Source organism: Achromobacter sp. Root83 (assembly GCF_001428845.1).
GTDB lineage: Bacteria > Pseudomonadota > Gammaproteobacteria > Burkholderiales > Burkholderiaceae_B > Achromobacter.
In genome coordinates this window covers 132,341-145,993 of the sequence record NZ_LMIU01000006.1, presented here as the reverse complement: position 1 = coordinate 145,993, position 13,653 = coordinate 132,341, and the positions used below count along the sequence as shown (strand labels likewise).

Below are 13,653 nucleotides of genomic sequence, written 5' to 3'. Positions count from 1 at the left end.
AAGATGGCATTGAGATCGATGTTGTTTGTTCCCGGGGACAGCGAGCGCAAGCTGGCCAAGGCCCCGTCCAGCGGCGCCGACGCGCTGATCCTGGATCTGGAAGACGCTGTGGACGCCACGCGGCTGCCGGCGGCGCGCGGCATGGTGCGGGAGTATCTGGCGGCGCGTCCCGCCACGGGCCCGCAGCTATGGGTACGCATCAATCCGCTGGATTCGGGCCTGGCGCTGGACGATCTGGCGGCGGTGGTCCGGGCCGGGCCGGACGCCATCCTGTTGCCGAAAGGCCAAGGCGCGCGGGACATCGTTGTGCTGGACCACTATCTGACCGCGCTGGAGGCGCGGGATGGACTGGACCCGGGCGCCATCGGGATCATGCCCGTCGCGACCGAAACCGCAGGCGCCATGTTCAATCTGGGCAGCTATGCCGGCTGCAGTCCGCGGCTGCGTGGATTGACCTGGGGCGCGGAGGACCTGGCCGCGGTGCTGGGCGCGGCCAGCAACCGTCGCGAGGACGGCGAATACGACTTCACCTATCAATTGGCGCGTTCGTTGTGCCTGCTGGGCGCCAATACGGCCGGCGTGCCCGCCATCGACACGATCTGGGGGAATTTCCGCGATGGGGAAGGGCTGCTGAAGGATTCGGCGCGGGCGCGCCGCGCGGGCTTCACCGGAAAGATAGCGATCCATCCCGATCAGGTGGCGCCCATCAATCAGGCGTTCACGCCGGATCCCGCCGACGTGGCGCGCGCGCGGCGCATCGTCCAGGCCTTCGAGCAGGCGCCCGGCGTGGGCACGTTGCAGTTGGACGGCGAAATGCTGGACCGCCCGCACCTGAAGCAGGCCATGCGCATTCTTGCCAGCGTGCCAGCCAGCGGCTGAATGCCGGCGGGCGCAAGCGACGACAGGCCCCAGCGGCCTTCCCAACGACCGTCCGGCACAAAGGCGGCGTCTCACCAAGGAGATAGACATGATGCGTTCAGTACTGAAGCCGTTCTGCGCGGCCGCGTGGCTCGCGCTAAGCCTGGCCGGACCCGCCGCGCAGGCGGCGGATTATCCGTCCCAGCCCGTGAAGCTGATCACCGCCTTTGGCGCGGGCAGCGCCAGCGACATCGTCGCCCGTCTGATCGCCGAGCGGCTGCAGGCCGCGCTGGGGCAACCGGTGATCGTCGAGAATCGCCCCGGCGCCTCCGGCCAGGTCGCCACCGATCTTGTCGCGCGCGCGCAGCCGGATGGCTACACCATCATGCTGGCCACGAACACCACCCATTCGTCCAACCCCCACCTGTTCAAAAGCTTGCGCTACAACCCGATCAAGGATTTCACGCCCTTGGTGCAGGTGTGCAATTTTCCCTTCGTGCTGGCGGTCAGCGCCAAGCTGCCCATCGGCAGCGTCGATGAGCTGCTGCGCTACGGCAAGGCCAATCCCGCCAGCCTGAACTACGCCTACGGCAACAGCACCGGCCAGATTTCGGCGGCGTCTTTCGACAAGATGACCGGACTGGGCGCGGCGGCCATTCCCTACAAGAGCACGCCACAGGCGATGACCGACATCATTGGCGGGCGCGCCACCTTCATGTTCGTGGACCTGGCATCGGCGGCCGCGCACATCCAGGCCGGCACGTTGAAGGCATTGGCGGTGTCCACCGAGAAGCGCAGTTCGCTGGCCCCGAACCTGCCCAGCGTGTCCGAGGCGCTTGGGCAGCCGGGCTTCGACCTGGCCGCCTGGGTCGGAATCTTCGGGCCGGCCAAGCTGCCGCCGGCGGTGGCGCAACGCCTGGGAGACGAACTCTACAAGGTCGTGTCGTCCGAGGACATGAAGAAGAAGCTGACGCAGATGGGGGCGGAGCCCACGCCAGCGCCCGCTTCGGTGTTCGGGCCGTTCGTGGCGCAGCAGGAGAAGGTCTGGGGAGACAAGGTCAAGCAGGCCGGGATACAGCCGGAATAAGCGACAGTAACCGCGCGTGGATGGGCCGTCTTGAGAGACGGCCCTTTTTCCGTGCAGGCGCGGCCTGCGGGGCGTGCCGGAACGGGAACGCGCGAAAGGAATGCGATGCGCTGTCTTGGATTGGTAATGTTATTACATTACAATCCGCAGTCTTTTTGGCCGTCGCGCTTCGCACGGAGCGTGCCAGCCGGCTATCCACCCCTGCATCCCTACATGGCTTCCCCGATTCCGCTTTCCCCCGCCGCCGGCCACACGCGCCTGCGCTCCATCGACGCCTTGCGCGGTCTGGTCATCGTCATCATGTTGCTCGACCATGTGCGCGAAACCTTCTTTCTTCACCATCAGGTCGGCGATCCGATGGATGTGTCGGCAACCTCGCCGGACCTGTTCTTCTCGCGCCTGCTGGCGCATCTGTGCGCGCCGGTGTTTGTGTTCCTGACGGGCCTGTCGGCCTGGCTCTACGGGGCAAAATCCGGCAGCCGCGCCGCCACGGCGGCGTTTCTGGCCAAACGCGGCGCCTTCCTGATCGCGCTGGAAATCCTGGTGGTGAACTTTGCCTGGACGTTCCAGTTTCCCCCGTCCGTCGTGTACCTGCAGGTGATCTGGGTGATCGGCCTTTCCATGCTGGCGCTGGCCGCGCTGCTGTGGCTGCCGCGCGCGGCACTGGCCGCCGTCGGGGTGGCGCTGGTGGCTGGCCACAATATGCTGGACGGCCTGCATTTCGCGGCGGGCGAGGCCATGCACGTGCCCTGGGCGGTGCTGCATGACCGCGGCTGGATCGTGCTGAGCGACACGCTGCGCCTGCGCACCTCGTATCCCTTGCTGCCGTGGATCGGCGTGATCGCGCTGGGCTTTGCGGCCGGGCCCTGGTTCCAGGCCGGCATGCCGGCCGCCGGGCGCCAGCGCCGGCTGTGGACGGCGGGTCTTGCCGCCGTGACGGGCTTTGTGGCGCTGCGCGCGTTGAATGGTTATGGACAGGCCCAGCAGTGGGCCGTGCAGGACGATGCGCTGCATACGGTGATGAGCTTCGTGAACATCACCAAATATCCGCCCTCGCTGATGTTTCTGCTGTTGACGCTGGGCGTGGGCCTGTGCCTGCTCGTGCTGATCGAGCGCGCGCAATCCGCCGGCTGGGTGCGCGTGCTGTGCGTCTTCGGCGCCGCGCCGATGTTCTTCTACCTGTTGCACCTGTATGTGCTGAAGGCGTTGTACCTGGCGGGCGAGGGCATCTGGGGCCTGAACCAGGGCAAATACCTTGGCGTCGATAACGTGTCCTCGGTGTGGCTGATTGCGCTGCTGCTGGCGGTGGCGCTGTACTGGCCCGTGCGCTGGTTCGGGCGGCTGAAGGCGCAGCGCCGCGATATCGCCTGGCTCAAGTACCTGTGAGTCCCGCGATGCGGCTTCGCAAGACGGCGCTGTGCTTCGCCGCCCTGATAACCCCCGGGGCGGCGGCCGCGCAGCAAGGCCCGGTCACGTTGTATGGCGTCGTGGATCTGAGCCTGGCGGGTTTTTCGACACAGGACCGGGGCACGGCGCTGAACATGCAGTCGGGCGTGCAGTCCGGGTCGCGCTGGGGCCTGCGCGGCAGCGAGGACCTGGGCAATGGCATGCGCGCCAACTTCCAGCTTGAAAGCGGCTTCCTGGCCAACAATGGCAAGTCGGCGCAGGGCGGCCGCCTGTTCGGCCGCGCTGCCTGGGCCGGGGTGTCGGGCGGGTTCGGGGATCTGCGGCTGGGCCGCCAGACTTCGGTGTCGTCCGCCACGCTGGCCGACTACGACGCGTTCCTGGCGTCTTACCTGATCACGGGCGCGCAAACCGCGCTGCTGCCGTACAACGCGAATCGCGCCGACAATACCGTCGCTTACTGGAGTCCGTCCGCGGGCGGACTGCGCGCGGGCGTGGACGCCAGCCTGGACTACGACGGCGGCGGGGGGTTCCAGACCGGGTCCACCAGCAAGCTCTACAGCGCCGCCCTGATCTATGAACAGCCGGGCTACTCGGTCACGGCCACCTACGAAGGGGCGCGCTGGGCGGACGGCACGGTCCAGTCGGCCGCCATGGCGCGGGCCGGCAGCGCGCGGCAGCCGCAAGCCTACACCTTGGCGGGACGCGCCATGGTGGACGCGTTCACGCTGTACGCGGCGTGGTCCGTGATGCGTAATGGCTCGACCATTCCGGCCGTGCCGTCGCCTGGCCAGCGCGCCTATTTTCCGGGCAGCACGGTGCACGGCGTGATGGCGGGCGCGGCGTGGCGCTCGGGCGCCAGCACCGTGATGGCGTCCTGGCAGGGCAGCCTGCCGGGCGGCGGCGTGCTGGATCGCGAAGGCGCCACGCACAGCCAGCAGATCTACTCGGCGGGTTATGTGCACGACCTGTCCAAGCGCACCAACCTGTACGCCATCTACGGCTATATGCGGGGCGCCTGGGACGATCCGTCCTGGCATCAGTCGCAGTACGCGGTGGGGATCCGCCACCGGTACTGAGGCCAGGCGACCGCGATGCCTGCGGACCGGGGCGGCATCCAGCGCGGCGGGCTCGAAAAAAAACCGCCCTCAACGGGCGGCTTTGGACTCAGTGCAGGATCTGGCTCAGGAACAGCTGGGTCCGTTCGTTTTGCGGATGGTCGAAGAACTCGTCGGGACTGTTCTCTTCGATGACCTCGCCTCGGTCCATGAAGATCACGCGGTTGGCGACCTTGCGCGCAAAGCCCATTTCGTGGGTCACGCAGATCATCGTCATGCCGCTTTCCTGGGCCAGCGTCACCATCACGTCCAGCACTTCCTTGACCATTTCGGGATCCAGCGCCGAGGTCGGTTCGTCAAACAGCATGACCTTGGGGTTCATGCACAAAGAACGCGCAATCGCCACCCGCTGCTGCTGGCCGCCCGACAACTGGCCGGGAAACTTGCCGGCCTGATCCGGGATGCGGACCCGTTCCAGGTATTGCATGGCCGCGGCTTCGGCCTGCGCGCGTGACTGCTTCAACACCCACATGGGCCCCAGCGTCAGGTTTTCCAGCACCGTCAGGTGCGGGAACAGGTTGAAATGCTGGAACACCATGCCGACCTCGCGGCGGATCGTTTCGATCTGCTTGAGGTCGTTGGTCAGTTCGGTGCCGTCGACGATGATCTGGCCCTGCTGATGTTCTTCCAGCCGGTTGATGCACCGGATCATCGTGGACTTGCCCGAGCCCGAGGGCCCGCACACCACGATGCGTTCGCCTGGCGCGACGTCCAGGTTGATGTTGCGCAAGACGTGGAACTGGCCGTACCACTTGTTCACGCCCTGCAAACGAATGATGGCATCCGACATGCCTGATCTCCTTCAGATTTACCGGGCGTGCCCGGTGGCCAGCCGCGTTTCGAGCGCCTGGCTGTATTTGGACATGGAATAGCAAAAGACGAAGTAGATCAGCGAGATGAAGAGATATGCCTCCACCCCGAAGCCTCGCCATGCCGCGTCGGACAGGGCCGCCTTGGCCGCCAGCGTCAGATCGAAGATGCCGATGATCACGACCAGCGACGTATCCTTGAACAGTGCGATGAAGATGCCGACCAGCGGCGGAATCACGATCTTCAGCGCCTGCGGCAGGATGATCTTGCGCATCTGCTGCCAGTAGGTCAGGCCCAGCGAATCGGCGCCTTCGTACTGCCCCTTCGGGATGGCCTGCAGACCGCCGCGCACGGTTTCGGCGATGTACGCCGCCGCGAACATGATGATCGCGATCTGCGCGCGCAGCAGCTTGTCGATGGTGAAGCCTTCCGGCAGGAACAGGGGCAGCATCACCGACGACATGAACAGCAGGCTGATCAGCGGAACACCCCGGATCAGCTCGATGTACACGACGCACAAGGCCTTGATGGCGGGCATCTTCGAGCGCCGGCCCAAGGCCAGCAGCACGCCGACCGGGAACGCGAAGGCGATGCCGAAGGTGGCCAGGATCAGCGTCAGCGGCAGTCCGCCCCAGCGCGAATTCTCCACATAGCTCAGGCCGAACACGCCGCCCCACATCAACAGCGCCACGGCCGTCAGGCCCAGCGTCCAGATCAGTGCAAGCTTGCCGTTCCAGAAGCGGCGCATGCCGCTGGCCACGATGACCGCGATCAGGATCAGCGTCGCGATCAGCGGGCGCCATTGCTCGTCGAAAGGGTAGGTGCCGAACAGGATCAGCCGGTGCTTTTCGATGATAAACGCCCAGCAGGCGCCGCCCGTGGCGCGGCATTCCTGGGCATTGGCCGCATCGAAATTGGCCTTGATGAAGGCCCATTCCGCCAGCGCGGGCACCGCCAGCAGCAGGCACCATGCCAGCAGCACCGTGATCAGGATGTTCAGCGGCGACGATAACAGGCGGGCGCGGACCCACGCCCAGGCGCCTGTCTGGCCCCGGGGCGGAGGAAGCTGGGCGGCCAGGGTTTGCGTAGTGCTGCTCATCTCAACGCTCCACCAGCGCGATGCGCTTGTTGTACCAATTCATGAATATCGAGATCGACAGGCTGACGGTGAGGTACGCGCCCATGATGATGAGGATGCCCTCGATGGCCTGGCCCGTCTGGTTCAGCGTGGTGTTCACCACCGACACGATGTCGGGATAGCCGATCGCCACCGCCAGCGAACTGTTCTTCAGCAGATTCAGATACTGGCTGGTCATGGGCGGAATGATCACGCGCAGCGCCTGCGGCAGGATCACCAGGCGCAGCACCTGCCGGCGCGGCAGGCCCAGCGAGCCGGCGGCTTCCCATTGGCCGTTGCTGACCGCCTGAATACCGGAACGCACCACTTCGGCGATAAAGGCCGAGGTATAGACCGTCAGCCCCAGCAGCAGGGCCGCGAACTCCGGCGTCAGCGTCAGGCCGCCCACGAAGTTGAAGCCCTTCAGCTCAGGCATATCCAGCGTCAGCGACGCACCGCTGGCCAGCCAGCCGATGACGGGCAGTCCGGCAAGCAGGCCGATCGCGGCGCGCCCCAGCGGGAACACGCGGCCCGTGGCCTCCTGCTGGCGCTTGCCCCAATGGCCCAGCAGGATGATGGCCGCGATGGCCAGCCCCAGCGCGGTCAGCATCCAGTCCAGCGATGCGCCCTCCAGCCCGGGCACCTTCAAGCCCCGGTTGGAGATGAACACACCCGGCATGGGGTTGTGCGCCTGACGCGGACCCGGCATGTTTTCGGTGATCAGCGCATACCAGAAGAAGAGCTGCAGCAGGAGCGGCACGTTGCGCATCACCTCGACGTACACCGAGGTGATCCTGGCCACCAGCCAGTTCTTGGACAGCCTGCCCACGCCGATGATCACGCCCAGGACGGTCGCGGCCACCAGGGCGATCAGGCCGACGCGCAAGGTGTTCAGCACGCCGACGGCAATGGCGCGGCCGTACGTATCGGCTGGGCCATAGGCGATCACGGATTCGCCGATGGCGAAGCCGGCTTCCCGGTTGAGGAAGCCGAAGCCGGTGGCGATGTTGCGCAGCGACAGGTTGTGCAGCGTGTTGTGCACCAGGAACCAGATGCCGGCGCCGACGACGGTCAACGCCAGGATCTGGTAGACCAGCGCGCGGGTGGCCGGGTCATTCCATGAGAACCGGTGCGGCGGCCGCCGCACCGGGGATTGAACGCTGTGCTGGGCCACGGTTCAGCCCGCCATCAGGGCGCGCACGGCCACGGCCAGCCGGTCCATGCCTTGCTCGATGACCTCGGTGGACGTGGCGAACGAGAAACGCACATAGGGCGACAGGCCATAGGAGCCGCCGTCGATGACCGCCACGCCGGCTTCGCGCAGGAAGAACAGGCTGACGTCCAGGTCGGTCTTGAGTTCGCCGTCGGGGCCGGTGCGGCCGATCAGGCCCTGCACGTTGGCGTATACGTAAAAGGCGCCGTCGGGCATGGCGCACGAAATGCCCGGGATCTCGTTCAAGCGGCGCACGATCAGGTCGCGGCGCGCCTTGAAGATATCAACCATGCTTGCGACGCTGGACTGGTCGCCCTCCAGGGCGGCCTGCGCGGCTACCTGCGAAATGGCGCTGGGGCACGACGTGCTTTGCGACATCACGGTGCTCATCGCCTTGATCAGGTCGGCCGGGCCGGCGCCGTAGCCCACGCGCCAGCCGGTCATGGCATAGGACTTGGACATGCCATTGACAATCAGGGTGCGCGCGATCAACTGGGGCTCGACCTGCACGGGCGACGCGTGCGCCTGGCCGCTGTAGCAGAAGGGCGCGTAGATCTCGTCGCTGAGAATCCAGACATGGGGGTGGCGCAGCAGCACGTCGGTCAGCGCGCGCAGCTCGGCGCTGCTGTAGACAGCGCCGCTGGGGTTGCTGGGGGAATTCAGGATCAGCCAGCGCGTGCGGGGCGTAATGGCCGCTTCCAGCGTGGCGGCATCCAGTTTGAAGCCTTGCGATTCGGGCCCGGTCACGACCACGGGCTTGCCATCGTTGAGCAGCACCATGTCAGGGTAGGAGACCCAGTAGGGCGCGCATACGATGACCTCGTCGCCTGGCTCCAGGCTGGCGGTGAGCGCGGCGCCGATGATCTGCTTGGCGCCCGCGCCCACGGTGATCTGGTCCATGCCGTAGCGCACGCCCAGGCCCAGTTCCAGGCTGTTGGCGATGGCGCGGCGCAGGCCGACGGTGCCGTTGGGGCTGGTGTAGCGGATGTCTCCGCCAGCAATGGCGTCCTGGCCGGCGCGCGCGATGTGAGCGGGCGTGGCCATGTCGGGTTCGCCCAGCGTGAAGTCGGCGATCTCGCGGCCCTGGCGGCGCAGTTCGTCCACGACGATCTTGGCGGCCATGCTGGGCGAGGGTTTGATCTGTTTGAGGCGGGCGTTGACGATGCTGTTCATGGTTGCTGCGTAAAGAGGCAAAGGCAGGCCCGGCGGTCGGCCGGACATGCGGGGTAAAGAGAAAAGCGGCTCCGTCGCCGGGACGGAGCCGCGCACGGGCGGCTGCGCGGGTTCAGCGCACCGGCCAGCCGTACATCAGGCCGCCCTGCGTCCACAGCTTGTTCAGGCCGCGTTCCAGCTTCAGCGGGCTTTCCTTGCCCATGGCGCGGTCATAGCTTTCGCCGTAATTGCCGACCTGCTTGATGATGTTGTAGGCCCACTTGTCGTCCAGGCCCAGGTTCTTGCCCATGCCCGGCGTCACGCCCAGGATGCGCTGCACGTTGGGGTTGGTGCTCTTGAGCATCTCGTCCACGTTCTTCGACGTGATGCCGTATTCCTCGGCTTCGAGCATGGCGTTGAGGGACCAGCGCACGATGTTGAACCACTGTTCGTCGCCCTGGCGCACCATGGGGCCGAGGGGTTCCTTGGACAGGTTTTCGGTCAGGATTTCCCAATCGTCCGGCTTGGCCAGGCGCGTGCGCATGTTGGCGGCGGTGTTGGACTTGTCGTTCGTGTAGGCGTCGCAGCGGCCGGATTCCAGCAGGCGGAAGTTCTCGTCGTAGTTCTCGACCAGCACCGGCTTGAACGTCAGGCCGCGGCTGCGGAAGTAGTCCGCCAGGTTCAGTTCGGTGGTGGTGCCGGGCTGCACGCAGATCGTGGCGCCGTCCAGTTCCTTCACGCTCTTCACGTTCATGGCCTTCTTGACGATCAGCCCTTGCGCGTCATAGAAGTTCACGCCGACGCCAATCAGGCCCAGGGTGGTGTCACGGGTCAGCGTCTGCGTGGTGTTGCGCGACAGCATGTCGATCTCGCCGGACTGCAGGGCCGTGAACTTGGCCTGCGCCGTCAGGACGTTGCCTTTGACCTTGGCGGCGTCACCGAACATGGCGGCGGCCACGGCGCGGCACATGTCCACGTCCAGCCCCGTCCATTCGCCTTTGCTGTCCAGCACGGAGAATCCGGGAATGCCGGCGAAGCCGCATTGCAGGAAACCCTTCTTCTTGACGGCGTCGAAGGTGACGCCGGCCTGTGCGCCAGACGCGACGCACAGCAAAGTGGCCGCGACGGCGGCGCTCAGAAACTTACGCATGGAGATTTCTCCTGGGGTCGGAAAGTGGTTGAAACAGCGGAGGGTGGGGAACGGCCAAGCGTGCGGGGGCCGCCCCGGTCATGCCGGAGAGGGCGCGTCGCGCGTTCGGACGGATTAAGAAAGAGGTGGGTGACAGGCCGCCGAGGGGCGGTCAGGCGGGGCGCCGATGGATGCGCGTGGCGTAGCGGTGGAACTTGCTGCGGAGGGAAAGAATTGGGCTCATCGGCGGTACGGAGGCGACGTTATGCTACGGCCGCGGGGCCAGTCTTCAAGACCCGCGAATCTTGCTATCTAGTACGACGTATGATGGCAGCCATCATACAAGTAAACAAGTAAGGGGATTCCCGTAATCCGCACCACGGGAAGAGTGTGCCTAGGGGCTTATTCCGCCGGCGCGTGGGACAGCAGCTTGCGGTAGCGCGCGATGCTGTCGCCCAGGTGGCGGGCCATGGCGGCCCGCGCGGCGCCCGGGTCGCGGCGCATGATGGCGGTCAGAATGGCTTCGTGCTCGCGCACGTTGCGTGTCTCGTAGGTTTCGAGTTCCTGGGGCGTCTTGCCGCCGTGCTTGATGTTCAGATCCAGCATCACATCCCGCACCGCGGCTTTCAGCAAGGCGGGGAAATGCGGGTTGTTCGACGCGCGGGCGATCGCCAGGTGGAATTCATAGTCGGCCTTGACGGCGGCTTCCATGTCGCGCGTGGCGCGGTTGAAGGCATCGAAGGCTTCGACGATGCCGCTCAGGTCCGCAGCGCTGCGGCGTTCCGCCGCCAGCCCACAGGCCTCGACCTCAAGCCCCGCGCGCAATTCCATGATGTGCAGCGCCCAGCGCGGGTCCGCGGCGGGTTCGATCACGAAATCGATGGGCTTTTCGCGGTCTTCGGTGACGAAGACGCCGATGCCCGGCTTGCTGACCAGGCGGCCGCTCAGGCGCATGGAGGCCACGGCTTCGCGGATGACGGTGCGGCTGACGTCGAACTCGTCGCACAGGGCGTGTTCGGAGGGCAGCTTGTCGCCCGCGCGGTACAGGCGGGCGTCCAGGCGCTTGGTCAGTTCTTCGATGACGACGTCGGTCAGGCGCGAGCGGGGGGGCCGGGCGGGAGTTTGCATTGTCTCTCTTATAGGGAAATTGCCGCATGCGCGGGCGGGCAGCCCGCGCATGCAGCCGCAAGTGTACGCGGGTGTGCCTGCTTGATTCGCCGCCTCAGGGTGTCCGGCCCGGACGGCATAGCGTGCAAAAACGCGGGTTCGCTGGGAAATCCTTAGCCGTATGACAACATACAGCGCCGATTCCGCCAACTTTTCTTTGCACCAAAAAGAAAACGCCCTCGGGCGGGAGGGCGTTGCAACGGCGTGCGCGGGGCTTACTGCGCGCCGGATTTCTTGATCAGGGCGTTGAGCATCTCGAGCTCTTCACCGGTCAGGTCGGTGAGCGGCGCGCGCACGGGACCGGCGTCGTGGCCGACCAGCTTGGCGCCGGCCTTGACGATGCTGACGGCGTAACCGGCCTTGCGGTTGCGGATTTCAAGGTAGGGCAGGAAGAAATCGTCCAGCAGGCGGTTGGTGGTGGCGCTGTCGTTGGCGGCGATGGCACGGTAGAACTCCATGGCCATCTTGGGCACGAAGTTGAACACCGCCGACGAGTACACCGGCACGCCAAGCGCGCGGTACGCGGCTGCGTAGACCTCGGCCGTGGGCAGGCCGCCCAGGTACGAGAAGCGGTCGCCCAGCTTGCGGCGGATGCTGACCATGGACTCGATGTCGCCGATGCCATCCTTGAAGCCGACCAGGTTCGGGCAGCGGTCCGCCAGGCGGGCCAGGCTGTCGGCCGACAGGCGGGATTGCGCGCGGTTGTAGACGATGACGCCGATGTTGATCGACTTGCAGACCTGCNGGGCAGCGGTCCGCCAGGCGGGCCAGGCTGTCGGCCGACAGGCGGGATTGCGCGCGGTTGTAGACGATGACGCCGATGTTGATCGACTTGCAGACCTGCTCGACGTGCGCGGCGATGCCGTCCTGCGAGGCTTCGGTCAGGTAGTGCGGCAGCAGCAGCACGCCCTTGGCGCCCTGGCGTTCGGCTTCCTGGGCATAGGCGATGGCGGTACGCGTCGGGCCGCCGGTGCCGGCCAGGATCGGCACCTTGCCGGCGCAGGTCTGGACGGCGGTGCGGATGACATCCGAGTATTCCTGCGGAGCCAGGGAGAAGAACTCGCCGGTGCCGCCTGCCGCGAACAGGGCGGTGGCGCCATAGGGGGCCAGCCATTCCAGGCGGGCCGCATAGCTCTTGGCGTTGAAATCGCCGTTCTGGTCAAAGTCGGTCACCGGGAAGGAGAGCAGTCCTTCCGACACGATTTCTTTAAGTTCCTGGGGAGTCGTCATGCCAGTCATCCAATCAAGAGAAGGGTAGTGAAAAGCCGGGCCAGATAGGCCTGTGCCTGGATCTGAATCAGTAGATGTATGTCATCGTACAACATACAAGATAAGCAGGCAATGCCCTCCGGGATTTATTGTTGTCGTACGACACAACACGGAAATAGAACGAATACCGTAATTTCCCTAGATTGAAAGGCGAGGATCCGGGAAGTATTCTTCCATGCAAATAGTCGTACGACAACGTACAAGATGATCCGGCTATTCCATAACGTCTAGGAGACAAGATTGAAGGCATTTCCCCTGCTGCGCCGTATGTCCGCCGTTTTTGCTGTTGCCGCCTTTGGCGCCAGCGCCGCGCATGCCGCCGACGATTGGCCGCGCGCCAAGGCCATCACACTGGTGGTGCCATTTGCCGCCGGCGGCACGTCCGACATCCTGGGCCGCCTGATCGCGCAGGAACTGGGCACGACGCTCAGCCAGACCGTGGTCGTCGAGAACAAGGGCGGCGCGGGCGGCGTGCTGGGCGCGGATGCCGTGGCGCGGGCCAAGCCCGATGGTTACACCTTGCTGTTGGGCACGATCGCCACGCACGCCATCAATCCTTCCCTGCTGCCCAGCATCAACTACAACGCCGCCAAGGACTTCGCGCCCGTGATCCTGCTGGGCAGCATTTCGAATGTGCTGCTGGTGGGCGCGAACCAGCCCTACAAGACGGTGCAGGAAGTGGTGGCGGCCGCCAAGGCCAACCCCGATACCATCGCCTTCGGGTCGGCCGGGCAGGGCACGTCGCAACATCTGTCGGGCGAAGTCTTCAAGCAGTTGACGGGCGCCCACCTGACCCACGTGCCGTACCGCGGCAGCGCGCCGGCCATCCAGGACCTGATCGGCGGCCAGATTCCCAGTTCCTTCGAAACCGCGCTGGTGGCGCTGCCCTATGTGCAAAGCGGCAAGGTGCGCGCCCTGGCGGTCACGTCCGCCAAGCGGACCGCGGTGCTGCCGGATGTGCCGACCATGCAGGAAGCCGGCGTGTCCGGCTTTGACGTCAGCAGCTGGCAGGCCATCTATGTGCCGGCCAATACGCCGCCCGCGGTGGTCGACAAACTGAACAAGGCGATCGCCGGCATCGTGGCCAAGCCCGAGGTCAGCGCCAAGATGCAGGGCCTGGGCCTGGCCTACACGCCGAATTCGCCGGCCGAGTTCGCCTCGTTCCAGGCGGGCGAACAGGCCAAGTGGGCCAAGATCGTCGCCGATGGGAAGCTGAAGACGCAATAAGCGCTGCATGCAGGGCTCGGCGGCAGCCGAGTCCCCTGAGCGCCGCCAAAGAAAACGCCGCGCCGCAACCCTCGCAAGGGTCGCGGCGCGGCGTTTTGCGCG

Annotated in this window: 12 protein-coding genes and 1 pseudogene; 5 read left to right on the top strand and 8 right to left on the bottom strand. The window is 65.8% G+C overall.

Annotation, left to right across the window (positions count from 1 at the left end; genetic code table 11):
- Positions 1–3 precede the first annotated feature (3 nt).
- The 4 genes from ASE30_RS08920 (at position 4) to ASE30_RS08905 (ending at position 4,428) form a co-directional block, all read left to right on the top strand.
- Positions 4–879, top strand: coding sequence for a CoA ester lyase (locus tag ASE30_RS08920; protein ID WP_057283938.1), 876 nt, complete (start codon positions 4–6; stop codon positions 877–879).
- Between the two features lie 88 nt (positions 880–967).
- On the top strand, positions 968–1,945 hold the full coding sequence (locus tag ASE30_RS08915; protein WP_057283937.1) for a tripartite tricarboxylate transporter substrate binding protein: 978 nt from the start codon (positions 968–970) through the stop codon (positions 1,943–1,945).
- Between the two features lie 213 nt (positions 1,946–2,158).
- Positions 2,159–3,331 (top strand): DUF1624 domain-containing protein, encoded by a 1,173-nt coding sequence (locus ASE30_RS08910; RefSeq protein WP_057283936.1) that lies wholly within the window; start codon positions 2,159–2,161, stop codon positions 3,329–3,331.
- A gap of 8 nt (positions 3,332–3,339) precedes the next feature.
- Positions 3,340–4,428, top strand: coding sequence for a porin (locus tag ASE30_RS08905; protein WP_057283935.1), 1,089 nt, complete (start codon positions 3,340–3,342; stop codon positions 4,426–4,428).
- A gap of 88 nt (positions 4,429–4,516) precedes the next feature.
- Here the strand turns inward: ASE30_RS08905 and ASE30_RS08900 are convergent, their stop codons facing one another.
- The 8 genes and pseudogenes from ASE30_RS08900 to ASE30_RS29890 all read right to left on the bottom strand — a co-directional run.
- Positions 4,517–5,257 (bottom strand): amino acid ABC transporter ATP-binding protein, encoded by a 741-nt coding sequence (locus ASE30_RS08900; RefSeq protein WP_057283934.1) that lies wholly within the window; start codon positions 5,255–5,257, stop codon positions 4,517–4,519.
- An 18-nt stretch (positions 5,258–5,275) separates the two neighbouring features.
- Positions 5,276–6,376: an amino acid ABC transporter permease gene (locus ASE30_RS08895; protein WP_057283933.1), complete on the bottom strand. Its 1,101-nt coding sequence runs from the start codon at positions 6,374–6,376 to the stop codon at positions 5,276–5,278.
- Between the two features lies 1 nt (position 6,377).
- The gene (locus tag ASE30_RS08890; RefSeq protein WP_200964423.1) at positions 6,378–7,541 is read right to left on the bottom strand and encodes an amino acid ABC transporter permease; all 1,164 of its coding nucleotides are present in this window, start codon (positions 7,539–7,541) and stop codon (positions 6,378–6,380) included.
- A gap of 30 nt (positions 7,542–7,571) precedes the next feature.
- Positions 7,572–8,780: an aminotransferase class I/II-fold pyridoxal phosphate-dependent enzyme gene (locus tag ASE30_RS08885; protein WP_057283931.1), complete on the bottom strand. Its 1,209-nt coding sequence runs from the start codon at positions 8,778–8,780 to the stop codon at positions 7,572–7,574.
- A gap of 112 nt (positions 8,781–8,892) precedes the next feature.
- Positions 8,893–9,909, bottom strand: a complete 1,017-nt coding sequence (locus tag ASE30_RS08880; RefSeq protein WP_057283930.1) for an amino acid ABC transporter substrate-binding protein — start codon at positions 9,907–9,909, stop codon at positions 8,893–8,895.
- A 381-nt stretch (positions 9,910–10,290) separates the two neighbouring features.
- The gene (locus tag ASE30_RS08875) at positions 10,291–11,016 is read right to left on the bottom strand and encodes a FadR/GntR family transcriptional regulator (RefSeq protein WP_057283929.1); all 726 of its coding nucleotides are present in this window, start codon (positions 11,014–11,016) and stop codon (positions 10,291–10,293) included.
- 254 nt (positions 11,017–11,270) lie between these two features.
- Positions 11,271–11,799, bottom strand: a pseudogene (locus tag ASE30_RS28930) (dihydrodipicolinate synthase family protein); the annotation flags it as partial.
- 1 nt (position 11,800) lies between these two features.
- Positions 11,801–12,285 (bottom strand): dihydrodipicolinate synthase family protein (locus ASE30_RS29890; protein WP_369819308.1); only part of this gene is annotated, 485 nt, incomplete at its 3' end.
- Positions 12,286–12,564: 279 nt separating this feature from the next.
- On the opposite strand from ASE30_RS29890, the gene ASE30_RS08865 reads away from it, so the two are divergent.
- Positions 12,565–13,551 (top strand): tripartite tricarboxylate transporter substrate binding protein, encoded by a 987-nt coding sequence (locus ASE30_RS08865; protein ID WP_082601526.1) that lies wholly within the window; start codon positions 12,565–12,567, stop codon positions 13,549–13,551.
- Positions 13,552–13,653: the final 102 nt, after the last annotated feature.

Bases quoted from the DNA above. Each gene is read 5' to 3' on its own strand.
- ASE30_RS08920 (WP_057283938.1), top strand. From the start codon at position 4: ATGGCATTGAGATCGATGTTGTTTGTTCCCGGGGACAGCGAGCGCAAG.
- ASE30_RS08915 (WP_057283937.1), top strand. From the start codon at position 968: ATGATGCGTTCAGTACTGAAGCCGTTCTGCGCGGCCGCGTGGCTCGCG.
- ASE30_RS08910 (WP_057283936.1), top strand. From the start codon at position 2,159: ATGGCTTCCCCGATTCCGCTTTCCCCCGCCGCCGGCCACACGCGCCTG.
- ASE30_RS08905 (WP_057283935.1), top strand. From the start codon at position 3,340: ATGCGGCTTCGCAAGACGGCGCTGTGCTTCGCCGCCCTGATAACCCCC.
- ASE30_RS08900 (WP_057283934.1), bottom strand. From the start codon at position 5,257: ATGTCGGATGCCATCATTCGTTTGCAGGGCGTGAACAAGTGGTACGGC.
- ASE30_RS08895 (WP_057283933.1), bottom strand. From the start codon at position 6,376: ATGAGCAGCACTACGCAAACCCTGGCCGCCCAGCTTCCTCCGCCCCGG.
- ASE30_RS08885 (WP_057283931.1), bottom strand. From the start codon at position 8,780: ATGAACAGCATCGTCAACGCCCGCCTCAAACAGATCAAACCCTCGCCC.
- ASE30_RS08880 (WP_057283930.1), bottom strand. From the start codon at position 9,909: ATGCGTAAGTTTCTGAGCGCCGCCGTCGCGGCCACTTTGCTGTGCGTC.
- ASE30_RS08875 (WP_057283929.1), bottom strand. From the start codon at position 11,016: ATGCAAACTCCCGCCCGGCCCCCCCGCTCGCGCCTGACCGACGTCGTC.